Below are 22,390 nucleotides of genomic sequence, written 5' to 3' on the forward strand. Positions count from 1 at the left end.
CCTCCCCCTGGGACCCCGTTGGGCTCTGCAGCAGGTTACGCAGATCGGGGCCGGAGCAGTTCCACCTTGACGTCGGCCGGGAAGCCCGTCGTCGGTCCGACCCGGCGGGCGAACTCGGCGACGGCCGCCAACTGGGGGCCGCCGAAGCGGAAGTCGAGGGTGGTGAAGTACTGCTCCAGGACGCGTTCGTCGAACTCCTCCCAGCGGGCGGCCTGTTCGGCGACCTTGCCGACCTCGTCCAGGGAGAGGTTGCGGGAGGCGAGGAACGCCTGGTGGACCTCGCGGGTGAGGTCCGGTTCCCGCTCCAGGTAGTCGCGGCGGGCGGCCCAGACCGCGAAGACGAACGGCAGCCCGGTCCACTCCTTCCAGAGCGCGCCGAGGTCGTGCACCTGGAGCCCGAAGCGCGGCCCGTCGAGCAGGTTGGCCCGCAGCGCCGCGTCGCCGATGAGTACGGCGGCCTCGGCCTCCTGCATCATCAGGCTGAGGTCGGGCGGGCAGGTGTAGTAGTCGGGCTGGACGCCGAAACGATCCGCCAGCAGCAGTTGGGCCAGGCGTACGGAGGTGCGGGAGGTGGAGCCGAGGGCGACGCGGGCGCCGTCGAGTTCCTCCAGCGGGACCTGCGAGACGATCACGCAGGACATGACCGGGCCGTCGCAGCCGACCGCGATGTCGGGGAAGGCGACGAGGTCGTCGGCGTTCCTGAGGAACTCGACCAGGGTGACGGGGCCGATGTCGAGGTCCCCCCGCACCAGTCGCTCGCTGAGCTTCTCCGGGGTGTCCTTGGTCAGCTCGAAGTCGAGGAGCGTGCCCGTTCTCGCGAGCCCCCAGTACAGGGGCAGGCAGTTCAGGAACTGGATGTGGCCGACGCGCGGCCGGGTGCGAGAATTGTCCACATCGCGAGGCTAGACCTCGTCCGGTACGCTGCGGACTCCGACCCCCTGAGTCAACCCCTTCACCGGATGTTCAAACGTCCGGGTGACGTGATCTTGACCTCTATTGCTTTCGGCTGCCTGCGTGCTAGGCTCGCCCGCAAGTTGCAGTTTGGTTTCCCTTGCAGTACAGAGCCTGCGGAGCATGTGACCGCGGGCTCTTGACGTTTTCAGACGTATGCAGTTGTGCGGCACTCGCTTTTCACACTTGCAGGTTCTGGAGCAGGGCGACCCTTTGGGCCCAAGGAGGGCTTATGGCTACCGGAACCGTGAAGTGGTTCAACGCCGAAAAGGGCTTTGGCTTCATCGCCCAGGAAGGCGGCGGCCCGGACGTCTTCGTCCACTACTCCGCGATCAACGCGCAGGGCTTCCGTTCTCTCGAGGAGAACCAGCAGGTCTCCTTCGACGTCACGCAGGGCCCGAAGGGTCCGCAGGCGGAGAACGTCACCCCCGTGTGATCGTCGCACCTCGTGTGATCGCATTCTGAGTGCAGTACCCAAGGAGCCCTGTGCCGCGAGGCACGGGGCTCCTGCCTTTCCGGCCGTCCCCCCGGTGAATTGCGGGTGAATTCCCGCGCCCCGCCCGCGCCTCTCACACGTGCTGCATGACGAGCACGAATGTCGTCCCGGGCGCCAGCGCCTCGTACGAATGGGGCACGTCTCCCCGGTAGGTCAGGTAATCCCCGGGATCGAGTTCGACGAGTTCCCCGGCCGGCCCCGCCTTCACCCGCCCCGTGCTCACGATCAGATGCTCGACGGTGCCCGGGATATGCGGCTCCGAGGTCCGCGCGGCGCCCGGCTCGGCCCGCAGGTGGTAGATGTCCCGGCGGGCGCCCGGCGGGCTGGCGGACAGCAGGGTCGCCACGTACGGCGCCTGTTCCGAGGCCACCGTCGGACCCTGGCCCGCCCGGATCACCCGGACGGCCGCGGCCGGAGGCTCGACGAGCGCGCTGAACGGCACACCCAGCGCCACGCCCAGCGCCCAGATCGTCTCCATGCTCGGGTTGCCGCTCGCCGCTTCCAGCTGGGAGAGCGTGGACTTCGCGATTCCGGCGCGTTTGGCCAGCTCGGACAGGGAGAGCCCGGCCCTGGCGCGCTCGCGCCGCAGGGAGGCGGCGATCCGGTCGAGCGGGAGACGGGAGGGGGTTTCGGCCATGTCGTTCGCTCCATCGGTACGCTCGTTCGCCTTGACGAACAGAGGTCGTTCTGTTCATTGTAGAAAACATGCGTTCGCTGCAACGAACAACCCAGGCTTCCGGGGCCCCCTCCCCGAGCCGGCTCGTCCGGGACAGTTCACTCGTCTGGCTGGCCAGTGGCGTGGTGGGTCTCTCCTTCGGCGCGATCTCCGTCGCGGGCGGGCTGCCGGTCTGGGTGCCGGTGGTGATGTCCCTGGTGGTCTACGCGGGATCCGCCCAGTTCAGCACGGTGGGCGTCCTGCTGGCCGGGGGCGGGCCGTTCGCCGCGGCGGCCACCGGACTGCTCCTCAACACCCGGACGGCCGCCTTCAGCCTCGCGGTCGCCGACCTGCTCGGACCGGGCCGCACGGCCCGGCTGCTCGGCGCGCACCTGGTGACGGACGAGACGGTCGCCTTCGCCCTGGCCCAGCCGGACCCGGCGCGCCGCCGGGCCGCCTTCTGGATCTCCGGCCTCGGCCTGTTCGCCGTGTGGAACGCGGGCGTCGCCGTCGGCGCGCTGGCCGGCACCGCGCTCGGCGACACCGCCGTCTACGGGCTCGACGCGGCCTTCCCCGCCGTCCTCGTGGCCCTGGTCCTGCCCTCGCTCCGCGCGGACGCCCGGCTGCGCCGCCCCGTGGCCCTGGGCGCCCTCCTGGCCCTCGCGGCCACCCCCTTCGCCCCGGCCGGGATCCCGGTCCTGCTGGCTCTCGCCGGGCTCGCGCCGTACGGCCGTGCGCGGGCCGCCCGATGAACGCGACGGTGACGGCGATCCTGGTGCTGGCGGTCGGCACGTACGCCTTCCGGCTGGTCGGGCCGGCGCTGCACGGGCGGGTCGAACTGCCGGACCGGCTGCGGGAACTGCTGGCGGCCGGTGCGGTGGTCCTGCTGGTCGCGCTGCTGGCGACGGGCGCGCTGACCGAGGCCGGCGGCTTCGCCGGATGGGCGCGGCCGGCCGGGGTGCTGGCCGGGGCGCTCCTGGCGTGGAGGCGGGCGCCGTTCGCGGTGGTGGTGCTCGGCGCGGCCGGGGTGGCGGCGGCGCTGCGGGCGGCCGGGGTGGCGTAGCGCCCGGTTGTCGGTGCGGGCCGCTAGCGTCCCGGCCCATGACAGCCTCCGACTTCCTCACCACCACCCGCACCTTCTACGACGCCGTCGCCGACGACTACGCCGAGCACTTCCGGGACGTGCTCACCGTGTCACCGGTGGACCGCGCCCTGCTCGTCGCGTTCGCCGAACTCGTCGGCGAGGGCAGGCGGGTGGCCGACCTCGGATGCGGACCCGGGCGGGTGACGGGGTTCCTGGCCTCGCTGGGGCTGGCGATCTCCGGTCTCGACCTCTCGGAGTCGATGCTGGCGATCGCGCGCCGCGAGAACCCGGGAATCCGGTTCGAGCGGGGCTCGATGCTGAGCCTCGACGGACACGGGGACGGCTCACTCGACGGGGTGGTCTCCTGGTACTCCTCGATCCACACCCCGGTGGACGCGCTGCCCGCGCTCTTCGCCGAGTTCCACCGGGTGCTCGCGCCGGGCGGGCCGCTGCTGCTCGCCTTCCAGGTCGGTGACGAGCCCCGCCGCCACGAGCGGCCCTGGGGCCACGCGGTCACCCTCGACTTCCAGCGCCGCCGGCCCGAGCGGATCACCGAGCTGCTCGCCGCGGCCGGGTTCGCGCCGCTCTCGTGCACCGTGCGGGAGGCCGATCCCGAGCACGGGGAGTCGACCCCGCACGCCTTCCTGATCGCCCGCAAGCCCTGACCCCGAAAGGATCCACGAGCCCGTGTCCATGTGGCTGAACCTCGCCAAGACCGACCCCGCCCGGCTGCGCGAGGCCCGCGAGAACCCCGAACTGATCGACGCCCTCTTCTCCGACGACGACGACAACGAGGAGGCCGCGACCCTGCACGGGGAGGACTACCGCACGCTCGCCGAGGTCGCCGAGGGCCGGGCGGCGGCCGAGGAGGGCTCGGCGGACTGGACGAGCGCCTACCCCTGGCTGGCCCGCGCGACCGGCCACGGCTGCGAGACCGTCGACGAGTACGACGTCGGCTACGGCCCCGCGTTCCTGCTCACCCCGGACGAGGTCCGCCAGGTCGCGGACGGGCTCGAACGGGAGGGCTGGGCCCCCTTCCTGGAGCTGGGCCCGTACTACGCGGAGGCCGCCACCGAGGGCAAGGGCATGATCGGCGGAATCAGCTGACCCCACGGGCCCACGGGTTCACGGACGCGTGGGCCCACCGCCCTACAGGGCACCGGCGAGGTCGAGGGCCGCGATGTACCCGAAGGTCATCGCGGGCCCGATCGTCGAGCCCGCGCCGGCGTAGCTGTGGCCCATCACGGCGGCGCTGGCGTTCCCGGCGGCGTACAGGCCCGGGATCACCGAGCCGTCGGCCCGCAGCACGCGGGCCCGCGCGTCCGTGCGCAGTCCGCCCTTGGTGCCGAGGTCGCCGGGGACGATCCGGAAGGCGTAGTACGGAGGCAGCCACAGCGGCGCCAGGCAGGAGTTCGGCAGGACCGTGGGGTCCGTGTAGTAGTGGTCGTAGGCGCTGTCGCCGCGCCGGAAGTCGGTGTCCTTGCCGCGCAGGGCGAGGGAGTTGAAGCGGTCGACGGTGGAGCGCAGGGCGGCGGCCGGGACGCCGATGGCGGCGGCCAGGGCGTCCAGGGTCCACGCCTTGTGGGCGGCGCCCGAGGAGTACCAGTCGGCGGGGAGCACGAAGGTCGGGGCGATGTCCTTGAAGAGGTAACGGTTGCGGTAGTTCTGGTCGACGATCAGCCAGGCCGGGATGTCCGGGTCGGTCGGGTCGCGGTCGTACATGGTGTGCACGACGTCGCTGTACGGGGCGGCCTCGTTGACGAACCGGGCGCCGGCCCGGTTCACCAGCAGGCCGCCGGGCAGGGTGCGTTCGGCGAGGCAGAAGTAGGGCTCGCCGGGGAGCGGGATCGCCGGGCCCCACCAGGCGTCGTCCATCAGCGCGACCGATCCGCCCGCCCGTTGCCCGGCCCGGATCCCGTCGCCGGTGTTCTCCCGCGCCCCGACCGTCCACTCGGTCCCGATCGGCTGCCGCTGGTACTGCGCCCGCATCGCCGCGTCGTGCTCGAAGCCGCCGGAGCCGACGACGACCCCGCGCCGGGCCCGGACGAGACCCGTGGCGCCGTCCCGGGTGACGACGGCCCCCGTGACCGCGCCCCCTTCGACGTGCAGGTCGGTGAGCGGGGTGTTCAGCCACACCGGCACCTGGGCGGCCAGCAGTCCGGCGCGCAGGCCGGCGGCCAGCGACTGCCCCATGGTGAGCGGCTTCTGCCCGAGCAGGGCCGCCCTGGTGCCGCGCGCCAGGCACTCGGTGGCGACGGCGGCGCCCTTCACGGTGACGGCGGCCAGCGCCAGCCACTTGTAGTCGGCGCTGAAGACGACCATCCCCGCCGGGACCGCCAGGTACGGCGGGTTGAGGCGGGCGAGTTCGGCGCCGAGGACGTTCCCGTCGAGCTGGTCGGGCTCCACGGACCGCCCGTTCGGCAGCCCGCCCGGCAGTTCGGGGTAGTAGTCGCTGTACCCCTCCATCCAGCGGAACCGCAGCGGGCTGTTGCCCATGACGAAGGAGAGCATGGCGGGCCCGTGGGCGAGGAACGCGGCCTGCCGGTCGGCGGGGACGTCCGGGCCGACGACGGCGGCGAGATACGTGGCGGCCTTCGCGGGCGTGTCCGGCACCCCGGCCGCGAGGAGCACGGAGTTGTTCGGGATCCAGATCCCGGCCCCGGAGCGGGCGGCGGAGCCCCCGAAGGTGGCCGCCTTCTCGACGACCACGCAGCTCAGGCCCCGTTTCGCCGCCGTCAGCGCGGCGGTCATCCCGGCGGCTCCCGAGCCGATCACGACGACGTCGTAGGTGCCGAGGACCGGAAGGTCGGCGGCGGTGGCCGCCGTCAGCGGGGCGGCGGCGAGGGCGAGACCCGCGCCCGCACCCGCGCCGAGGACGGTTCTACGGGCCGGGTGACGTCTCACAGGATCCGCGCTGGTGACCATGTCCGTGTTCCCCTTCGTCCGACGGGGACCGGAATGTCGCGCGGGGGTCTTGTGAAGTCAAGGGCCGTGCGGCGGGCGCGGCCCCGAAGTGGGCCCACCCGCCGCAGCGCGCCTCAGACGTCTCAGACGGTGCCGGAGGCCGAGATGGTGACCTTGGCCTTGGTGCGGCCGGACTGGCTGCCCAGGCCCTCGATCTTCTTCACGAGGTCCATGCCCTCGACGACCTCGCCGAAGACGACGTGCTTGCCGTCCAGCCAGGAGGTCACGATGGTCGTGATGAAGAACTGCGAGCCGTTGGTGTTCTTGCCCGCGTTGGCCATGCTCAGCAGACCCGGCTTGGTGTGCTTGAGCTGGAAGTTCTCGTCCGCGAACTTCTCGCCGTAGATGCTCTTGCCGCCGGTGCCGTCACCGCGGGTGAAGTCACCGCCCTGGAGCATGAAGTCCGGGATGACACGGTGGAAGGACGAACCGGCGTAGCCGAAGCCGTGCTTGCCGGTGGCCAGCTCGCGGAAGTTGGTGGCGGTCTTGGGCACGACGTCGTCGTAGAGCTTGAAGACGATGCGCCCGGCGGGCTCGTCGTTGATGGTGATGTCGAAGTACACGTTGCTGTTGTCGCTCATGGGTCCATGATTCATCGATTCGGCCCCGTATCGGTAATCGGCGCGGTGAGCGGCCTGCTACGGCAGCTCCAGCTCCGCCCAGACCGTCTTTCCGACCGCCCGCTCGGTCACCCCCCAGACCCTGGCCAGCACCGTGACGATCACCAGCCCCCGGCCGCCCTCCGCCGCCGGGTCCGTCACGATCCGCAGCCGACGGTCGCCCCGCGTGTCACTCACCTCGACACGCAGCGTGTCCTCGGCGAGGAGCAGCAGCCGCAGCTCGAAGTCCCGGCCCGGCACGCGCCCGTGCGTGACCGCGTTCGCGGCGAGCTCCGCGACGACCTGCTGCGCGGCCCGGCCGGCCTCGCCGTCGTACGGATGCCCCCAGGCCATGAGCTGCTGCGCGACCAGCCGGCGGGCCAGGCGGGCGCCGCGCGGGGTGGAGCTGAGCCGCAGGATCGTCTCACCGAGGGGGGTGGAGATCTGGGTGGAGATTTCGGAGTTCACCTGACCGAGCGTGGTCGGTTGTATCTACCCTGGCCAGGGGCGACTTGGCGACTCTGCGTAATCGTACGGCTGCGGCGGGGCAGGCGTACGGGCCGTCGTCCGGGACCACGAAGGCGTGGAGGCGGTGGCGTACGTGACGGATGAACGCAGGCCGGAGACACCGGCGGAGGCCGACGGCACGACGGGGCTGCTGACGGCCCTGGGCAAGATGCTGAAGCTTCTGCGGGAGCGGGCGGGGCTGACGCAGAAGGAGTTCGGCGAGAAGGTGGGGTACGGGCCGGACGCGATCTCGGCGATGGAGAGGGGGGTGCGGACGATCCGGCCGGAGGTTTTGGAGAAGGCGGACGAGTTGTTGAACGCCGGGGGTCTGCTTCTCCAGGCGGTGCCTGAGCTGCGGGAGGCGATGTCCCGGGTGCGGACTCGGCATCCGGAGTGGTACCGCAGTTATGCGGCACTGGAGGCGGAGGCGGTTGAGCTGCACTTCTATGCCAACCAGGCCATGCCTGGGCTGTTGCAGACCGAGGACTACGCCTATGCAGTGTTCCGCCAACGCCGCCCCTTCCTCAGCGAGGAGACCATCGAGAAGCGCGTCGCGGACCGGCTCTCCCGCCAGCAGATCTTCGACGGATGGCCCCCACCGATCGTGAGCTACGTCATCGAGGAGGTTCTCCTGGATCGGCCGATTGGCGGACTGGCCATCTTCAAAGGGCAGTTGGAGAATCTGCTGCGGGTTGGCGGCCTACGGAACGTCGAAATCCAGGTGATGCCGACGCGACGCGAGAAGCACCCCAACTTGGACAGCGCGTTCAATTTGCTGACTCCCAAGGCACACGGGCAAGTGGCATACACGGAGGCTCAGGGGCACCCCCGGCTGATCACCGATCCAGAAGAGGTCAGGAAGATCGCGGACCGCTATGGTTTCATGCGCGCGCTGGCACTCAACCCCATGGAGTCCCGCAACTTGATCGAAGGGAAGCTGGTGGAGCTATGAGCAGCGAGGACCTCGCCTGGTTCAAGTCCAGCTACAGCAGCGGTGAGGGCGGCGAATGCCTCGAAGTCGCCACCTGCCCCGAAGCCATCCACATCCGCGACTCCAAGAACCCCGAGGGCGCGGTCCTCACCCTCTCCCCCGCCGCCTGGGCCGGCTTCCTCAGCCGCTCCGCGGTCACCAACTGACCCAGCCGTGAACCCGATCGGCCCCGATCGACAAGTCTGAGTGAACGCTGTCCTTTTCCTCAGACCACACGGGGCCCGTCCATGACTGATTCGCTGTGCCGTCCCTCCCCAGGGGGCGGCACGTCCGGTGGCGACACCGCGCCGGCGGACACCGCGCTGATCGCGGCGTCGCTCGACGAACCCGAGCGCTTCGCGGTGCTGTTCGACCGCCACGCGCCCACCATCCACCGGTACGTCGCCCGGCGGCTCGGTGCGGACGCGGCCGACGACGTCACCGCCGAGACCTTCCTGACGGCCTTCCGGATCCGGGCCCGCTACGACAGCGAGCGGGCCGGGGTGCGCCCCTGGCTGCACGGCATCGCGGCCAAGCTGATCAGCCGGCACCGCCGGGAAGAGGTCAGGGCGCTGCGGCTGCTCGCCCGTACCGGCCAGGACCCGGTGGCCGAGAGCTGGACCGACTCCGCCGACGACTGGGTGGCCGCGCAGGCCGCCTCCCGGCCGCTCGCGAAGGCCCTGGCCAAGCTCTCCGAGGGCGACCGGCACGCGCTGCTGCTCTTCGCCTGGGCCGACTTCACGTACCAGGAGATCGCCGAGGCCCTCGACATCCCCGTCGGAACGGTCCGGTCCCGGCTCAACCGGGCCCGCCGCAAGCTGCGCGCCACGGCAGACGTGGTCAGCCCCCTCACCGAACCGGCCGACCCGTTCGGACCGCACGTACCCGAAGGCGACCTGGCATGAACGAGCTGGACGAACCGACCGCCGAGCTGCCCGCCGTCCGTGCCATGCGGGCCGACGCCCCCCTCCCCGACAGCGACCGCCTCGCACCCGCCCGCGCCCGGCTGAGCACGGCGTTCCAGAAGGAGGCCCGGCCATCCACCGCAGCGACCGCTCCGCGCCCCCGGCGCCGACTCGTCCTGATCGCCGTCGCGGCGACCGCGGCCCTGGCCGTCACCGGGGGCCTGATCGCCGTCCGATCCGACGACGGCACGCCGACCACGACCACCGCCGAGCGCAGGACTGGCCCTCAGGTGTTGTCCGCGCAGGCCTCCGCCGCCACCCTCGAACTGGCCGCCGCCACCGTGGAGAAGATCGGCACCCCCGAGCCCGGACCCAAGCAGTGGGTGTACGAGAAGAGCACGGTCCTGGGCGACAACGGTTCGTCCTCGGAGCAGTGGACCCGCTGGGACGGGACCGGTGAGGCACGTCTGCCCGGCATCCCGGGCACGGGCAGCATCAAGGACTTCGACCCGAACAAGCTCCAGGTCTGGTACGGGCCCAACCAGGAGGAGAAGTGGAAGGAGGAGGGCTACGACGACCGCTCGCAGCGCCAGTTCTACCGCTTCCTCAAGACCCTCCCGAGCGACCCCGACCGCATGATGAAGGCGATCCGCAAGGAACACGCGATCGGTGACATCGAGGGCGAGACGGCGGCGCAGCGCGACTGGCGGGAGATCGACGTCCTGTACCGCTCCGTCCTGATCCCGCCGAACGCCCAGGCGGGCCTCTTCCGGGCGCTCGCAAAGATCGACGGCGCCCGGGTGGAGACGGGCATCAAGGATCCGATCGGGCGCCCGGCGATCGGTGTGAAGGTGCACTACGGCGAGCCCACCCCTTCGGGCTACCAGGGCAAGCAGGAGATCTACTTCGACCCGGAGACGTACGCGTACCTGGGAGAGATCTCGACCGCCGCACCCATGGAAGCCCCGCCCTTCGAGGAGGACCTCACGATGGCGCCCGAGGACTTGGTCATGACCAGCGTGCGCAACGCCTGGGGGGTCGTGGACAAGCCCGGCGAGCGCCCGTAGCCCGCTACCCCTCCCGCACCGCCTCCACCGCCTCCCAGACGTCCACGTCGGGGAGGCGGTCGAGCTGCACCGCTATGCCAACAACGCCGTGCGCGGGCTCCTTCGGACCAAGGACCACGCCCACCCGTGTTCGCCAAGCGGCGACCGTTCTCACCGGAGACCGGACACACCCGGAAGCCAACACGGCGACCCATATGCCTGAAGCATTACGCAATGATTCACCGATCAATCATTGTTGTCACGTCCGACCGAACCTCAACTTTCACTCAACCATTCACAGAATCTCCCCGTAAGACGCTGTCCGCACATAGGATCGACTCCGTTCCAAATCGAAGAAGTGCGGTGGTGACTGACCACTCCGTCACACTTCCGTCGATTTACTTGCAGCGCATCACGCCCACTCGGGCCGCCATCTGAACAACGGGGGATTTGTGAAACCGTTTGCACGCGCATCCCTGATCTCAGCTGCTACGCTTTCGGTGATATTCACCGGCGTCGGCATCACGCCATTGGCTCAGGCCGCGCAACCCGATCAGGCAGCACCTGTCGCAGAGCCGGACGTCGGAACAGTTGCCGTCACCAGCAGCAACTCAGTGGATGTAACGAGCACGGAAGCCGGCAAAGCGGAGCTGGCGGACTTCACAGGTCGCCATTCCGATACACTCCGCACTGCCGGAGCGAGGAGCCTTACCGCCCTGCAGAGCGACTACAAGGTCCTGCAGATCGACATGGATGAAGTATTCGCAGCTGCGGGGACCTCCCCGAGCTCCTGTGACGTCCAGTCCGAGACCTTGGTGGCACCGAAAAGTGCCACCAATATTACCTACAGGGCCAACACCGAAGCGGCGCTTTCTGCCAACGCCGGCTCGGATGTGTGCCAGTTCAATGTCGAGTGGGACGCGGAAACCCCCGATCTGGAATCTCAGGATGATCCTGCGGTAGCCGCAGCGGCGAGGCCGTACGTGCAGAAGTACGCCAGCGCCTGCTTTTCCCGCAAGTGGCACTACGAGAATCTCGGCGATGACAGGATCAAGTCGAGCTGGAATGACGGCTGCCATCAGAACTGGGTGGAAAGAAACGACGGAAACCGCACCTGGAACTACTACAGCGTCAAGGTGACGAGCACCTGCCGTGGCGAGAGAGGACGTCTGACGTCCTGTGGCTATGGCGTCGAGCGTGCGACATCGGGGCCCACTGTGCATTGGGAAGACTGGGCGCCCAACGCAAGCCAGGACCGAAACGACTGCCGGTCGAGAAGTCTTAGCGTTTCACTGCTCAATGCATCCGTCGGTGGCGAATTCGACATCTGCGAGAAGCAACTGATCAATAAGTATGAGGAAGCCGGAAAGATGAGCAGTTACTGGAAGGGAAAGGTTACCGACTCTGCCCGCGGAACGGCGCACCAAGTCGCTGTGAAGGTCGGCCAGAACGCCGGGCGTCCGAAATGGCACCACTGGCTCAACTCTGATGTCTGCCTTGCGTGCTATCACGAGTGAGGAACGTTGCTGAACGCGACACCGAGAAGTCTCGTCCAGCTTCGCCCGGTGAATCTGCCGGAGTCATGCGATCTCGACCCTGTTGGCTTCGACCGAAACAAGAGGCAGCCCCCCATGCGTCAAAGAATGCCCATCCTGGTAGTGCCCCTGGTTCTCTTCGCGGGCGCGTGCGGAACGGACTCGCCCGAGGCCACCGCATCGCCCGGTCAAGCCACGCCGTCTGTCACTGCCGAGCAGGCGCTACAGGTCTTCGACGACGTCGCGTCGCATGCTGCCCGCTCGAACGGCAACGAGTTCTGCAAGCGATTCGCCTACCAGGTGGAAGCCTGCGAGGGCGTGTGGAAGGAAGCCGACGACTTCTGTCTCAAGCCCGGCGCGAAGCCGCGCGTCATTCGTTCGGCACCGGTGCGAAGCACGAAGGAGTCGGCGGGGGGACGCGTACTGGAGCTCGAAGGCCTGACAGCAGGTGGGCAGAGGTACGTCTCCGAGTTCTTCGTGACAGTGGCGGACGGCAACCCGCGCGCTTCCGTGGGGGTCTACTGGACGGGGCTGGGGCTGGCCGAATCGCCGTTGGGCGACGGCAACACGGTGCTTCCCACATCAGAGTGCGCCTAGCCTTCCGGGTCACTCCGGGGACCGCACCGCCTCCACCGCCTCCCTGACGTCCACGTCGGGGTCGGTGGCGAGGCGGTCGAGCAGGGCCGGCACTCCCGGGGTCTTCCAGCCGCAGACCGCCCACACCAGTTCCTCCCGCACGGTCGGGTCGGGGTGGGTGGCCAGCCGGGCCAGTTCGGCGACCGGGCCGCGACGGCGCTTGGCGAACCAGTGCAGGGCCTCCTTCAGCACCGCCGGATCGCCGGGGTCGCCGGCCGCCGCGATCCGGGCGAGCAGGACGCGGGGCGGCGGGCCGGGGCCGTCGAGGGGGTGCGGCAGGCGCTCGCGGAGGCGGCGGGCGCCGTGACCGCCGCGCACCGCGCAGCCGTAGCAGGTGCAGGGGCGGGTGCCGTGGGCGCCCGGCAGGTACCGCCAGCCAGCGACCTGCGGGGCGGTGCGGATGCGGTGGATCTCGCGCGGGCGGATCGCGCGGGGCACGAAGACCTCCCAGCCGCGCGGGTCCTCCAGCGCCGAGATCCGCCGGACAGCCTCGGCAGCGGTGACGGTCACCTGGGCGTCCCGGGCGCGGTCCCGGTAGTGGCCGACCAGCATCTCCTGGGCGTCGTCCAGGCGGACGTGCACGGCGACCAGACCGCCCCGGCTGCCGAAGCGGGCCAGCTCGCGCAGCCACTGGTGGGTGAGGGTGTGGGAGGGCAGGACCGGGAAGCAGTAGACGCCGCGGGCGCCGCCCTGGCCCCGGCTCGCGGCGCGGATCCCGGACCGGCGGACGCGCTGGGCGTCGGCCGCCGAGGTGAGGTGCACGAACATCGCCACGGACCGCTCACACCCCCAGTCCGGCCGGGGGCGGGCCCAGTGGGTCCGAAGCCGCCACCTCCGGGTTGGCGAGAGCCGCCTCGTAGGTCTCCCGCGCGAACACGTACGGGCCGAGGGGGAGTTCGCCCCACTGCTCGCGGTGCGGCTGGCGGAAGGAGGACCACGTGACCGTCGTGGCGGTCACGGCGATGCGGGCCGTCAGGGGCCAGCACTCCCAGATGCCGCAGGGGCAGCCGAGCAGGGGTGCGCTGTCGGCCGCCACGGGCAGGAAGGGGTTCTCGGGGAAGTCGAGGACGCCCAGGCCGTCGTGGCCGCGCCAGAGGAGTTCGGCCGACTCCCGCTCCTGGTCCTCGAACTGGTCCTCCAGCTCCGGGCGCCACAGCTCGCGTGTCGCCCACGCCGTGTGCGCGCGCAGGTCGGTGCCGTCGACGCGGACGCCCCAGACCGGGCCGCCGTCCTGCGGCGGGTACTGGAAGAACTCGATGCCGTTCACATCCCGCATCCTCACCGCACGGCCGCCCGCCCCGCGAGCCCTTTACTACGCGTAGAGCCCTTCGACCTGCTCGGCGAAGTCCCGCAGGATCTGTTCGCGGCGCAGTTTCATCGACGGGGTCAGATGCCCCTCCGCCTCCGTGAAGTCCGTCGGCAGGACGGCGAACCGGCGGATCGACTCGGGGCGGGAGACCAGTTTGTTGGCCTCGTCGACGGCGCGTTGCAGCAGGGCTTCCAGTTCCTGGTCCCCGATGAGCAGCTCCACCGGGACGGGGTGCTTGCCGTTCATGTTGCGCCAGTGGGTGAGCCCGTCGGGGTCGAGCGTGAGGAGCGCGGAGACGTACGGGCGGCCGTCGCCGAGGACGATGGCCTGGGAGATCAGCGGGTGGGAGCGCAGCCAGTTCTCCAGCGGTGCCGGGGCGACGCTCTTGCCGCCGGCCGTGATGATCATTTCCTTCTTGCGGCCGGTGATCGTCAGATAGCCCTCGTCGTCCAGCTCGCCGAGGTCGCCGGTCGGGAGCCAGCCGTCGGGGGCCGCGGGGACCACCCCGCCCGCCGCCGGGTCCCAGTAGCCGCGCAGGACGTGCTCGCCGGCGACGAGGATCTCGCCGTCCGCCGCGATCCGGATCCTGGTGCCGGGCATCGGCCAGCCGACCGTGCCCAGCCTGGGTTTCAGCGGAGGTGTGACCGTGGTGGCGCCGGTGGTCTCCGTGAGGCCGTAGCCCTCGTAGATCTCGATGCCGGCGCCGAGGTAGAACGACGACAGCCGGCGGCCGAGCGGGGAGCCGCCGCAGATGGCGTGGCGGACGCGGCCGCCCATGGCCTGGCGGATCTTGCGATAGACGAGCGGGTCGTACAGGGCGCGGGCGGCGCGGACGGTGGCGCCGGGGCCGGATCCGGCGCCGGTCTTGTGGGCCTCGACCGCCTCGCCGTAGCGGCGGGCCGTGGAGACCGCCCGGTCGAAGGTGGACACCCGGCCGCCCTCCTCCGCCCGCGCACGGGCCGTGTTGAAGATCTTCTCCAGCATGTACGGGATGGCAAGGAGGCAGGTCGGCCGGAAGGCGGCCAGGTCGGGCATGAGGTCCTCGGACCGCAGGCTCGGCGCGTGGCCCAGGCGGACGCGGGCGCGGACGCAGGCGATGGCGACCATCCGGCCGAAGACGTGGGACATCGGCAGGAAGAGAAGGACGGAGAGGTCGTCGCCGGTGCCCTTGAAGACGGGGTAGAGGAGTTCGATCGCGTTGTCGACCTCGGCGAAGAAGTTGCCGTGGGTGAGCGCGCAGCCCTTGGGACGGCCGGTGGTGCCGGAGGTGTAGATGAGGGTGGCGAGCGTGTCCGGGCCCAGCACCCCGCGTCTGACGGCGACTTCGCCGTCGGGCACGTGCTCGCCCGCCTCCGCGAGCCGCTCCACATGGCCCTTCTCCATCACCCACAGGTGCTGGAGGTCGGGCAGCCGGTCGCGTTCGGGGCCGAGCGCGGCGGCCTGCGCGACCGTCTCGGTGATCAGGGCGACCGCGCCGGAGTCGTGCAGGATCCAGCGGGTCTGGAAGACCGAGGAGGTGGGGTAGATCGGGACGGTGACCAGGCCGGCCGCCCAGGCGCCGAAGTCGAGCAGCGTCCACTCGTACGTCGTGCGGGCCATGATGGCGATCCGGTCGCCGGGCATCAGCCCCTCCGCGATCAGCCCCCGGGCCACGGCCTGCACCTGGGCGGCGAACCGTTCCGCCGTGATGTCCGTCCACTCGCCGTCCGGGCCCTTGCGGCTGAGCACCACCGCCTGGGGGTCGGCGGCGGAGTTGTCGTAGGGCAGGTCGGCGAGCGACCCGTGCGTGACCGGCTGGACGAACGCCGGTACGGACGCCTCCCGGACGACGCCGTCCAGCCGCCGGGTCTCGGGCTCCACGAGGGCGGGGGGAGCGTCGTCGAAGTCGGCGGAGGTGGAGTACGGCGTGGACACGGGGCGGCTCCCTGGGCGTGCAGCGGGGAAACTGCTTGCTGCATACGTACGTGCCTCGCGTACCGAGGCGTTCAACCGGGATGCCCCCGAAGACAGGGGTTACCGCCAGTTAGGTAGGGGATCGTACGGTGCCCACGTGTGGGGGGTGTGGGCGTTCGGGGATGGTCCGGGGTCGAGGCTGTGCAACATCGTCAGGTATGTGAGGGGTATTCAGTTTTGTTCCCGTGCGCGGCTCAGGCCGTCCGCCGTGCGCGGCTCACGCCGCCCCGAGGCGGCTCAGGCGCGTTCCAGCACGGCCGTGACGCCCTGGCCGCCCGCCGCGCAGATCGAGATCAATCCCCGCCCGGGACCGCCCTGTTCGGCGAGCAGCTTGGCCAGCGTCGCCACGATCCGGGCACCGGTCGCCGCGAACGGATGGCCGGTCGCGAGCGAGGAGCCCGCCACGTTGAGCCGGTCCCGGTCGACGGGTGCGAGGCCCTGCTTCTCCCAGGCCGCGAGGGTCGCCAGCACCTGGGAGGCGAACGCCTCGTGCACCTCGATCAGGTCGAAGTCCTCGATGCCGAGCCCGGTGCGCTCCAGCATGCGCGGCACCGCGTACGCCGGCGCCATCAGCAGGCCGTCCCCGCCGCCCGCGACATCGCCGCGCACGAAGTCCACGGCCGCCGTCTCGTACGCGGTGAGATAGGCCAGCGGCTCCAGACCGCGCGCCTGCGCCCACTCCTCGGAGGCGAGCAGGACGACGGCGGCGCCGTCGGTGAGCGGGGTCGAATTGCCCGCCGTCATGGTCGGTTCGGGGCCGTCGGTGCCGAACACCGGCTTGAGCGCGGCCAGTTTCTCGACGGTGGAGTCCGGGCGCAGGTTCTGGTCGCGGGTCAGGTCACGGAAGGGGACCACCAGGTCGCGGAAGAAGCCCCGCTCGTAGGCGGCCGCCAGCCGCTGGTGGCTGGTCGCCGCGAGTTCGTCCTGGGCCTCGCGGGAGACGCCCCAGGCGCGGGCGGTGACCGCCGCGTGCTCACCCATGGACAGTCCGGTGCGGGGCTCGGCGTTGCGCGGTATCTCGGGGACCAGATGGCCGGGCCGGATCTTCGCGAGGGCCTTCAGCCGGGCGCCCGTCGACCTGGCCCGGCGGGCTTCGAGGAGGATGCGGCGCAGCGCGTCGTTGACGCCGAGCGGGGCGTCGCTCGCGGTGTCGGCGCCGCCCGCGATCGCCGACTCGGTCTGGCCGAGGGCGATCTTGTTCGCGGCGGCGATGATCGCCTGGAGGCCGGTGCCGCAGGCCTGCTGGATGTCGTAGGCCGGGGTCCGGGCGTCGAGCTTCGAGCCGAGGACGGTCTCCCGGGCGAGGTTGAAGTCCCGGCTGTGCTTGAGGACGGCGCCGGCGACCACTTCGCCGACGACCCCGGGCACGTCGAGGCCGTAACGGTTCGCCAGGCCGTTCACGGCCGCCGTCAGCATCTCCTGGTTGGAGGCGGTGGCGTAGGGGCCGTCGGAGCGGGCGAAGGGGACACGGGTGCCGCCGACGATCGCGACGCGGCGGGCGCGCGGGGGCTCCGAGGGGCTGAAATCCGACGGCTCCACCAGCTTCAGCCGTGACGGCTCCGAGGCACTCATCTCGACCTGCTCCTCACCCTTGACCTAGACTTACCCTCGGTAACCTTACTCCAGAGTAAGCATGTGTGCCGAGCCCGTGGGAGACGAACATGGCCGACCGCTATCTGAGCTTCACCGCCACCGCACCCGGCCGTTTCCTCACCCGAAGGCTCGGCCTTCCGCAACCGGCGGCGCTCAGGCGCTGGTCCCCCGAACACCCGTCTCTCACAGGATCCTTGATCCACCTTACGGCCGGGAGGACCACCCTCGACCTCGCGCCCGTACTGGCCCGCACGGGCCTGCCGCTCGGCACCACCGGCCCCACCGCCGCCGTCGTCCTCGACGCGACCGGGGTCCGGGACGTCGACACCCTCGCCGAGGTGCACACGGCCCTGCACCCCGTCGCGGGGACCGTCACGGCGAGCGGACGGATCGTCGTGCTCGGCGCGCCCCTCGACACCGAGGACCACCACCGGGCCGCCGTCCAGCAGGCCCTGGAAGGGTTCGTGCGCTCCCTCGGCAAGGAGATCGGCCGGGGCAGGACCGTCAACCTGGTGCGGCTGACCGACGCGGAGGCCGCCGAGTCCACCCTGCGGTTCCTGCTGTCGCCCAGGTCCGCCTACGTCAGCGGACAGGTGATCGGGGTCGGCGCCGCCCACGGCGAGGCGTACGGGGACGCGGACCGGCCGCTCGCCGGCCGTACCGCACTCGTCACCGGCGGCGCGCGCGGAATCGGCGAGGCGGTCGCCGAGACCCTCGCCCGCGACGGCGCGACGGTCGTCGTCCTCGACGTGCCCCAGGCCGAGGCCGACGCCCGGCAGGTCGCCGAACGGCTCGGCGGACGGGCCCTCGCACTCGACATCACCGCCGCCGACGCGGGCGGGCGGATCGCCGACGCGCTCCCCGACGGACTCGACGTACTGATCCACAACGCCGGGATCACCCGGGACCGACGCCTGGTCAACATGCCCGCCGAACGGTGGGGTCCGGTGCTCGACGTCAACCTCGCGAGCGTCCTGCGCACCACCGACGCCCTGCTCGCCCGGGGCACCCTGCGCCCCGGCGGGCGGATCGTGGCGACCGCGTCCATCGCCGGGCTCGCCGGGAACGCGGGCCAGACGAACTACGGCGCGAGCAAGGCGGGCATCGCCGGGCTGGTACGGGCCCTCGCACCCCGCGCCCTCGCCGAGCACGGGGTGACCGTGAACGCCGTCGCCCCCGGATTCATCGAGACGAGGATGACGGCCGCCGTACCGCTGTTCATCCGGGAGGCCGGGCGCCGGATGAACTCCCTCGCCCAGGGCGGACTGCCCGTCGACGTCGCCGAGACCACCGCCTGGCTCGCCCACCCCGCGTCCGGCGCGGTGAACGGACAGGTCGTGCGGGTGTGCGGCCAGAGCCTGCTGGGGGCGTGATGACCTCGCTGAAGAACACGCCGTCGCTGGGGCCGCTGCTCGCGCGGGGCGCGCTGCTCTCGCCCTTCAAGAGACCCCGCCCGGGGGCCGCCTTCACCGGGGACCGGCTGGTCCTGCCCGGCCTGCGCGTCGACGTCGGCCGGCTCTCCTGCTACGAGCGGGTGTGCGGCTTCGCCACCGGCGGCGACGGCCTGCCGGTCACCTACCCCCACGTCCTGGGCTTCCCCCTGGCCATGGCCCTCATGAGCGGCCGCGCCTTCCCGCTCCCGCTGCTGGGACTCGTCCACACGTCCATCGAGATCACCCGCCACCGCCCCCTGGCCGCCGCGGACACCTACGAACTCACGGTGTACGTCGACCACTTGTCCCCGCACCGGCGCGGGACCCAGGCGTCGGTCGTCACGGAACTGCGGGCGGCGGAGGGCGGGGCGTCGAACGGCGGGGCAGTGGACGGCGGGGCGACGGTCTGGGAGTCGACGAGCACCTACCTGGCCCGGCACCGCACCGCCACGCCCGCCGCACCGAGGGAACCGGAGCCCGAGCCGGCGCCGCCGCCCGTCCTGGACGAGTGGCGGCTCGGCGGGGACGTGGGGCGCCGCTACGGAGCCGTCTCCGGCGACCGCAACCCCATCCACCTGCACCCGCTCACCGCCCGCCTCTTCGGCTTCCCCCGCGCCATCGCCCACGGCATGTGGACCGTCGCCCGCTGCCTCGCCGCCCACGGCACCCCACCGGCCGTACGGGTGCACGCCGACTTCCGGGCCCCGGTACTGCTGCCGGGCACGGTGGCGTTCGCCTCGGACGGGGAACGGTTCGCGCTGCGGGGGACGGGGGACGCCTCCGGGCGGATCCATGTGAGCGGGCGGGTGGAGCCCCTCAGGGCCTAGGGCCTCTCTTTCGGATCTTGCCGGGGGTCGCGCCGACAAGTACCCGCGGACTGGAGCCGGCCTGATCCGAAAGAAAGGCCCTAGCCCTCCGGCGGCGTCCAGGCGTTGCCCTCCATCAGGTCTGCCAGGCCCGACCAGGCGAAGTTCATCAAGGTGGTGGCCGCCTGGCGGGGGGTGACGGACTCGTGCGTGTTGGCCCAGGCGGCGAGGGACTCGGCGGCGCCGACCAGGGCCTCGGCGAGACCCGCGACCTCGCGCTCGGGGAGGTCGGGGTCCCGGTGCGCCTCACGGGCCGCGACGACGATCAGTTGGGTCACGAACGCGACGATCTCCTCCCGCATCGCGGTGACCTCGGCGGCGAAGGTCTCACCGTGGGTGCGGGCCTGGAGGTGGAGGACGGACCAGGCGTGCGGATGTCGCCCGGTGTGCGCGAAGAAGGCCAGCAGTCCGTCCCAGAGCTGACGGTCGGCCGGCAGATCGGTGCGGACGCCGGACCGCACGGCCGCCACGAGCGCCTGGGCCTCCCGCCGGATACAGGCGGTGAAGAGGTCTTCCTTGGAGTTCAGGTACAGGTACACCAACGGCTTGGACACGCCCGCCAGTTCGGCGATCTCGTCCATCGACGCGGCCATGTACCCCCGCCGGCCGAAGATCTCCACGGCGGCGTCCAGCATCTGCTGCTCACGGACCGCACGCGGCATCCGCTTGGTCTTCACGGCACCCATGGGACCAGCCTAGTTGGGCGCGGCCGGTCGCAACTCCCCCCGGACCAGGAGCGACTGTGTCAGGAGGCCTGGGCCTGGCCGGGCGTCGCCTGGCCCTGGGCGGTGTCCACCGCCGCGTCCTCCTGGGAGCGGCTGGCCTCCAGGTTGGCCTTCATCCGGTCCACGCGCCGCACGACGGTCTCCGAGGCGCGGTCGCGCTCCTTGCGCAGCACGACGAAGCTGATCGGAGCGGAGACCACCAGCGCGAGCAGGACGATCCACATGACGTTGGAGTCGCCGAAGCCGCGCGGCACGACACCCGAGTAGACGAGGCCCCAGACGACCACGAGGCAGCCGGCGAAGACACCGAGGCGCATCAGTGTGTAGCGGAGCATCTCAACCCACTCTTCCGTATCCAAACAGGGCCGATGTCCAGTGAAGCACGACGGACCGCCGATCTTCGAAGGGGGTCACGCGAGCGGCAGCAGCAGGGTGATGTCGTCGCGGTCGTCGCCCGGGGCGACCCGGATCGCGGCGGGGACCCGGCCGACCTCCTTGTAGCCGCAGGAGCCGTAGAAGCGCTCCAGGCCGAGGCCGCCGCGGCAGGTGAGCCGGATGGCGTCGATGCCGTCGAAGCCGCGGGCCGCGTCGGCGGCGGCCGCCAGCAGGTCGCGGCCGTAGCCCCTGCCCTGGTGGCGGGGGTGGACCATCACCGTGTAGAGCCAGACCCAGTGGGTCATCAGCCGGTGCGTGTTGAAGGAGAAGAACGCGGTCGCGGCCACCTCGCCGGTCTCGTCGCACCCGACGAGCAGCCGGTGCCGGCCCTCGGCCATGGCCGCGAGGTGCTTCACCAGTTCCGGACGTATCTCCTCGCGGGTCACCGGCGGAACGAACCCGACGGCTCCGCCCGCGTTGGAGACGTCCGCCCAGAGGCCGAGGACACCGTCGCGCAGGGCGGGGGTGACGGTCGGGTCCAGTGTGAAGGTAAGGGGCATGAAGGCAGGGTAGTCATTACCCTGCCTTCGCCTCAACGCGGTTCCGGACGCGCTGCTCAGACCCGCATGGGCTGCGGCGCCTCACGGCGGGCCGGGTCCGGGCCGTCGTACTCGCGGATGATCTCGTAGCGCGTGTTGCGCTCCACCGGGCGGAAGCCCGCGTCGCGGATCAGGTCGAGGAGGTCCTCGCGGGTCAGCTTGTTGGGCGTGCCGTAGTTGTCGGCGTCATGGGTGATCTTGTACTCGACGACCGAGCCGTCCATGTCGTCCGCGCCGTGCTGGAGGGCGAGCTGGGCGGTCTGGACACCGTGCATGACCCAGAAGACCTTGACGTGCGGGACGTTGTCGAAGAGCAGCCGGGAGACGGCGAAGGTCTTCAGCGCCTCGGCGCCGGTGGCCATCTGGGTGCGGGCCTGGAGCCGGTTGCGCACCTTGCCGTCCTTCATGTCCACGAAGTCGTGCTGGTAGCGCAGCGGGATGAAGACCTGGAAGCCGCCCGTCTCGTCCTGGAGTTCGCGCAGCCGCAGCACGTGGTCCACGCGGTGGCGGGGCTCCTCGATGTGGCCGTACAGCATCGTGGACGGGGTCTTGAGCCCCTTCTCGTGCGCCAGCCGGTGGATCCGGGACCAGTCCTCCCAGTGCGTGCGGTGGTCCACGATGTGCTGGCGGACCTCCCAGTCGAAGATCTCGGCGCCGCCGCCGGTCAGCGACTCCAGACCGGCGTCGATCAGCTCGTCGAGGATCTCGGAGGCGGAGAGCCCGGAGATCGTCTCGAAGTGGTGGATCTCCGTCGCCGTGAAGGCCTTCAGGGAGACGTTCGGCAGCGCGGCCTTCAGCTCCCGCAGCGAGCGCGGGTAGTACCGCCACGGGAGGTTCGGGTGCAGGCCGTTGACGATGTGCAGCTCGGTGAGGTTGTCCGACTCCATCGCCTTGGCGAGCTTCACCGCCTCCTCGATGCGCATCGTGTACGCGTCCTTCTCGCCCGGCTTGCGCTGGAACGAGCAGTAGGCGCAGGACGCCGTGCACACGTTGGTCATGTTGAGGTGGCGGTTGACGTTGAAGTGCACGACGTCGCCGTTCTTGCGGGTCCGCACCTCGTGCGCGAGTCCGCCCAGCCAGGCCAGGTCGTCCGACTCGTACAGCGCGATGCCGTCCTCACGGGTCAGCCGCTCACCGGCCCTGACCTTCGCCTCCAGCTCGCGCTTGAGCCCGACGTCCATGCCCTCAC

At 71.0% G+C, this 22,390-nt stretch carries 26 protein-coding genes; 13 read left to right on the forward strand and 13 right to left on the reverse strand.

All coding sequences use genetic code 11. The features are described 5' to 3' along the window. Positions 1-35: 35 nt before the first annotated feature. Positions 36-893 (reverse strand): menaquinone biosynthetic enzyme MqnA/MqnD family protein, encoded by an 858-nt coding sequence (locus IE275_RS18745; RefSeq protein WP_189712462.1) that lies wholly within the window; start codon positions 891-893, stop codon positions 36-38. A gap of 290 nt (positions 894-1,183) precedes the next feature. Between IE275_RS18745 and IE275_RS18750 the strand changes: the two genes are divergently transcribed. Beyond that, on the forward strand, positions 1,184-1,387 hold the full coding sequence (locus IE275_RS18750) for a cold-shock protein (protein WP_003974443.1): 204 nt from the start codon (positions 1,184-1,186) through the stop codon (positions 1,385-1,387). A 133-nt stretch (positions 1,388-1,520) separates the two neighbouring features. Here the strand turns inward: IE275_RS18750 and IE275_RS18755 are convergent, their stop codons facing one another. Next, entirely contained in the window at positions 1,521-2,084 is a 564-nt protein-coding gene (locus tag IE275_RS18755) for a helix-turn-helix domain-containing protein (protein ID WP_189712463.1), read from the reverse strand. A 68-nt stretch (positions 2,085-2,152) separates the two neighbouring features. Between IE275_RS18755 and IE275_RS18760 the strand changes: the two genes are divergently transcribed. From IE275_RS18760 to IE275_RS18775, 4 genes are read left to right on the forward strand one after another with little or no spacing between them, the layout of a single operon-like run. Further along, the gene (locus IE275_RS18760; RefSeq protein WP_189712464.1) at positions 2,153-2,854 is read left to right on the forward strand and encodes an AzlC family ABC transporter permease; all 702 of its coding nucleotides are present in this window, start codon (positions 2,153-2,155) and stop codon (positions 2,852-2,854) included. Then, entirely contained in the window at positions 2,851-3,165 is a 315-nt protein-coding gene (locus IE275_RS18765) for an AzlD domain-containing protein (RefSeq protein WP_189712465.1), read from the forward strand. Before IE275_RS18760 ends, IE275_RS18765 begins: the two co-directional genes overlap by 4 nt. Before the next feature lie 38 nt (positions 3,166-3,203). Then, complete coding sequence (locus tag IE275_RS18770) at positions 3,204-3,851, forward strand: class I SAM-dependent DNA methyltransferase (RefSeq protein ID WP_189712466.1); 648 nt, start codon at positions 3,204-3,206, stop codon at positions 3,849-3,851. Positions 3,852-3,879: 28 nt separating this feature from the next. Then, complete coding sequence (locus tag IE275_RS18775; protein WP_229870370.1) at positions 3,880-4,293, forward strand: DUF1877 family protein; 414 nt, start codon at positions 3,880-3,882, stop codon at positions 4,291-4,293. Between the two features lie 42 nt (positions 4,294-4,335). Here IE275_RS18775 and kstD read toward each other — a convergent pair whose 3' ends face one another. The 3 genes from kstD to IE275_RS18790 form a co-directional block, all read right to left on the reverse strand. Beyond that, positions 4,336-6,111: a 3-oxosteroid 1-dehydrogenase gene (kstD, locus tag IE275_RS18780; RefSeq protein ID WP_189712468.1), complete on the reverse strand. Its 1,776-nt coding sequence runs from the start codon at positions 6,109-6,111 to the stop codon at positions 4,336-4,338. Between the two features lie 122 nt (positions 6,112-6,233). Beyond that, complete coding sequence (locus IE275_RS18785; protein WP_189712469.1) at positions 6,234-6,731, reverse strand: peptidylprolyl isomerase; 498 nt, start codon at positions 6,729-6,731, stop codon at positions 6,234-6,236. A 57-nt stretch (positions 6,732-6,788) separates the two neighbouring features. Next, positions 6,789-7,217: an ATP-binding protein gene (locus IE275_RS18790; RefSeq protein WP_229870347.1), complete on the reverse strand. Its 429-nt coding sequence runs from the start codon at positions 7,215-7,217 to the stop codon at positions 6,789-6,791. 124 nt (positions 7,218-7,341) lie between these two features. On the opposite strand from IE275_RS18790, the gene IE275_RS18795 reads away from it, so the two are divergent. The 6 genes from IE275_RS18795 to IE275_RS18820 all read left to right on the forward strand — a co-directional run bounded on the left by IE275_RS18795 (position 7,342) and on the right by IE275_RS18820 (position 12,309). Next, the gene (locus IE275_RS18795; protein WP_229870348.1) at positions 7,342-8,208 is read left to right on the forward strand and encodes a helix-turn-helix domain-containing protein; all 867 of its coding nucleotides are present in this window, start codon (positions 7,342-7,344) and stop codon (positions 8,206-8,208) included. Next, on the forward strand, positions 8,205-8,393 hold the full coding sequence (locus IE275_RS18800; protein WP_189712470.1) for a DUF397 domain-containing protein: 189 nt from the start codon (positions 8,205-8,207) through the stop codon (positions 8,391-8,393). The genes IE275_RS18795 and IE275_RS18800 overlap by 4 nt, the downstream gene beginning before the upstream one ends. A gap of 81 nt (positions 8,394-8,474) precedes the next feature. Further along, a complete protein-coding gene (locus IE275_RS18805; RefSeq protein ID WP_189712471.1) occupies positions 8,475-9,131 on the forward strand; it encodes an RNA polymerase sigma factor in 657 nt (218 codons plus the stop codon). After that, a complete protein-coding gene (locus tag IE275_RS18810) occupies positions 9,128-10,198 on the forward strand; it encodes a CU044_5270 family protein (protein WP_189712472.1) in 1,071 nt (356 codons plus the stop codon). The genes IE275_RS18805 and IE275_RS18810 overlap by 4 nt, the downstream gene beginning before the upstream one ends. A 479-nt stretch (positions 10,199-10,677) precedes the next feature. Continuing rightward, positions 10,678-11,694: a hypothetical protein gene (locus tag IE275_RS18815; RefSeq protein WP_189712473.1), complete on the forward strand. Its 1,017-nt coding sequence runs from the start codon at positions 10,678-10,680 to the stop codon at positions 11,692-11,694. Between the two features lie 126 nt (positions 11,695-11,820). Beyond that, positions 11,821-12,309, forward strand: a complete 489-nt coding sequence (locus IE275_RS18820) for a hypothetical protein (protein WP_189712474.1) — start codon at positions 11,821-11,823, stop codon at positions 12,307-12,309. 9 nt (positions 12,310-12,318) lie between these two features. Here the strand turns inward: IE275_RS18820 and IE275_RS18825 are convergent, their stop codons facing one another. From IE275_RS18825 to IE275_RS18840, 4 genes are all read right to left on the reverse strand, one after another. Continuing rightward, positions 12,319-13,116 (reverse strand): HEAT repeat domain-containing protein, encoded by a 798-nt coding sequence (locus IE275_RS18825; RefSeq protein WP_189712587.1) that lies wholly within the window; start codon positions 13,114-13,116, stop codon positions 12,319-12,321. Between the two features lie 13 nt (positions 13,117-13,129). Beyond that, positions 13,130-13,615, reverse strand: a complete 486-nt coding sequence (locus IE275_RS18830) for a hypothetical protein (RefSeq protein WP_229870350.1) — start codon at positions 13,613-13,615, stop codon at positions 13,130-13,132. A 45-nt stretch (positions 13,616-13,660) separates the two neighbouring features. After that, the gene (locus IE275_RS18835) at positions 13,661-15,571 is read right to left on the reverse strand and encodes an AMP-dependent synthetase/ligase (RefSeq protein ID WP_189712476.1); all 1,911 of its coding nucleotides are present in this window, start codon (positions 15,569-15,571) and stop codon (positions 13,661-13,663) included. Between the two features lie 276 nt (positions 15,572-15,847). Continuing rightward, the gene (locus tag IE275_RS18840; protein ID WP_189712477.1) at positions 15,848-17,182 is read right to left on the reverse strand and encodes an acetyl-CoA C-acetyltransferase; all 1,335 of its coding nucleotides are present in this window, start codon (positions 17,180-17,182) and stop codon (positions 15,848-15,850) included. 89 nt (positions 17,183-17,271) lie between these two features. Between IE275_RS18840 and IE275_RS18845 the strand changes: the two genes are divergently transcribed. Both IE275_RS18845 and IE275_RS18850 read left to right on the forward strand, forming a co-directional pair. Next, entirely contained in the window at positions 17,272-18,576 is a 1,305-nt protein-coding gene (locus tag IE275_RS18845) for a 3-oxoacyl-ACP reductase (protein ID WP_189712478.1), read from the forward strand. Continuing rightward, a complete protein-coding gene (locus tag IE275_RS18850) occupies positions 18,576-19,463 on the forward strand; it encodes a MaoC/PaaZ C-terminal domain-containing protein (protein ID WP_189712479.1) in 888 nt (295 codons plus the stop codon). The genes IE275_RS18845 and IE275_RS18850 overlap by 1 nt, the downstream gene beginning before the upstream one ends. A gap of 80 nt (positions 19,464-19,543) precedes the next feature. Here the strand turns inward: IE275_RS18850 and IE275_RS18855 are convergent, their stop codons facing one another. The 4 genes from IE275_RS18855 to mqnE all read right to left on the reverse strand — a co-directional run bounded on the left by IE275_RS18855 (position 19,544) and on the right by mqnE (position 22,382). Beyond that, complete coding sequence (locus tag IE275_RS18855) at positions 19,544-20,188, reverse strand: TetR/AcrR family transcriptional regulator (protein ID WP_189712480.1); 645 nt, start codon at positions 20,186-20,188, stop codon at positions 19,544-19,546. A 59-nt stretch (positions 20,189-20,247) separates the two neighbouring features. Then, positions 20,248-20,562, reverse strand: coding sequence for a DUF4229 domain-containing protein (locus IE275_RS18860; RefSeq protein ID WP_189712481.1), 315 nt, complete (start codon positions 20,560-20,562; stop codon positions 20,248-20,250). A gap of 75 nt (positions 20,563-20,637) precedes the next feature. Beyond that, positions 20,638-21,162, reverse strand: a complete 525-nt coding sequence (locus IE275_RS18865) for a GNAT family N-acetyltransferase (RefSeq protein WP_189712482.1) — start codon at positions 21,160-21,162, stop codon at positions 20,638-20,640. Between the two features lie 56 nt (positions 21,163-21,218). Next, positions 21,219-22,382, reverse strand: a complete 1,164-nt coding sequence (gene mqnE / locus IE275_RS18870) for an aminofutalosine synthase MqnE (RefSeq protein ID WP_189712483.1) — start codon at positions 22,380-22,382, stop codon at positions 21,219-21,221. Between the last annotated feature and the right edge of the window lie 8 nt (positions 22,383-22,390).

The organism is Streptomyces phaeofaciens, from assembly GCF_014648915.1.
Taxonomy (GTDB): Bacteria; Actinomycetota; Actinomycetes; order Streptomycetales; family Streptomycetaceae; genus Streptomyces; species Streptomyces phaeofaciens.

Coding starts and splice junctions, on each gene's coding strand:
- IE275_RS18750 (WP_003974443.1), top strand. CDS start 1,184: ATGGCTACCGGAACCGTGAAGTGGTTCAACGCCGAAAAGGGCTTTGGC.
- IE275_RS18755 (WP_189712463.1), bottom strand. CDS start 2,084: ATGGCCGAAACCCCCTCCCGTCTCCCGCTCGACCGGATCGCCGCCTCC.
- IE275_RS18760 (WP_189712464.1), top strand. CDS start 2,153: ATGCGTTCGCTGCAACGAACAACCCAGGCTTCCGGGGCCCCCTCCCCG.
- IE275_RS18765 (WP_189712465.1), top strand. CDS start 2,851: ATGAACGCGACGGTGACGGCGATCCTGGTGCTGGCGGTCGGCACGTAC.
- IE275_RS18770 (WP_189712466.1), top strand. CDS start 3,204: ATGACAGCCTCCGACTTCCTCACCACCACCCGCACCTTCTACGACGCC.
- IE275_RS18775 (WP_229870370.1), top strand. CDS start 3,880: ATGTGGCTGAACCTCGCCAAGACCGACCCCGCCCGGCTGCGCGAGGCC.
- kstD (WP_189712468.1), bottom strand. CDS start 6,111: ATGGTCACCAGCGCGGATCCTGTGAGACGTCACCCGGCCCGTAGAACC.
- IE275_RS18785 (WP_189712469.1), bottom strand. CDS start 6,731: ATGAGCGACAACAGCAACGTGTACTTCGACATCACCATCAACGACGAG.
- IE275_RS18800 (WP_189712470.1), top strand. CDS start 8,205: ATGAGCAGCGAGGACCTCGCCTGGTTCAAGTCCAGCTACAGCAGCGGT.
- IE275_RS18805 (WP_189712471.1), top strand. CDS start 8,475: ATGACTGATTCGCTGTGCCGTCCCTCCCCAGGGGGCGGCACGTCCGGT.
- IE275_RS18810 (WP_189712472.1), top strand. CDS start 9,128: ATGAACGAGCTGGACGAACCGACCGCCGAGCTGCCCGCCGTCCGTGCC.
- IE275_RS18820 (WP_189712474.1), top strand. CDS start 11,821: ATGCCCATCCTGGTAGTGCCCCTGGTTCTCTTCGCGGGCGCGTGCGGA.
- IE275_RS18825 (WP_189712587.1), bottom strand. CDS start 13,116: ATGTTCGTGCACCTCACCTCGGCGGCCGACGCCCAGCGCGTCCGCCGG.
- IE275_RS18840 (WP_189712477.1), bottom strand. CDS start 17,182: ATGAGTGCCTCGGAGCCGTCACGGCTGAAGCTGGTGGAGCCGTCGGAT.
- IE275_RS18845 (WP_189712478.1), top strand. CDS start 17,272: ATGGCCGACCGCTATCTGAGCTTCACCGCCACCGCACCCGGCCGTTTC.
- IE275_RS18850 (WP_189712479.1), top strand. CDS start 18,576: ATGACCTCGCTGAAGAACACGCCGTCGCTGGGGCCGCTGCTCGCGCGG.
- IE275_RS18855 (WP_189712480.1), bottom strand. CDS start 20,188: ATGGGTGCCGTGAAGACCAAGCGGATGCCGCGTGCGGTCCGTGAGCAG.
- IE275_RS18860 (WP_189712481.1), bottom strand. CDS start 20,562: ATGCTCCGCTACACACTGATGCGCCTCGGTGTCTTCGCCGGCTGCCTC.
- IE275_RS18865 (WP_189712482.1), bottom strand. CDS start 21,162: ATGCCCCTTACCTTCACACTGGACCCGACCGTCACCCCCGCCCTGCGC.
- mqnE (WP_189712483.1), bottom strand. CDS start 22,382: ATGGACGTCGGGCTCAAGCGCGAGCTGGAGGCGAAGGTCAGGGCCGGT.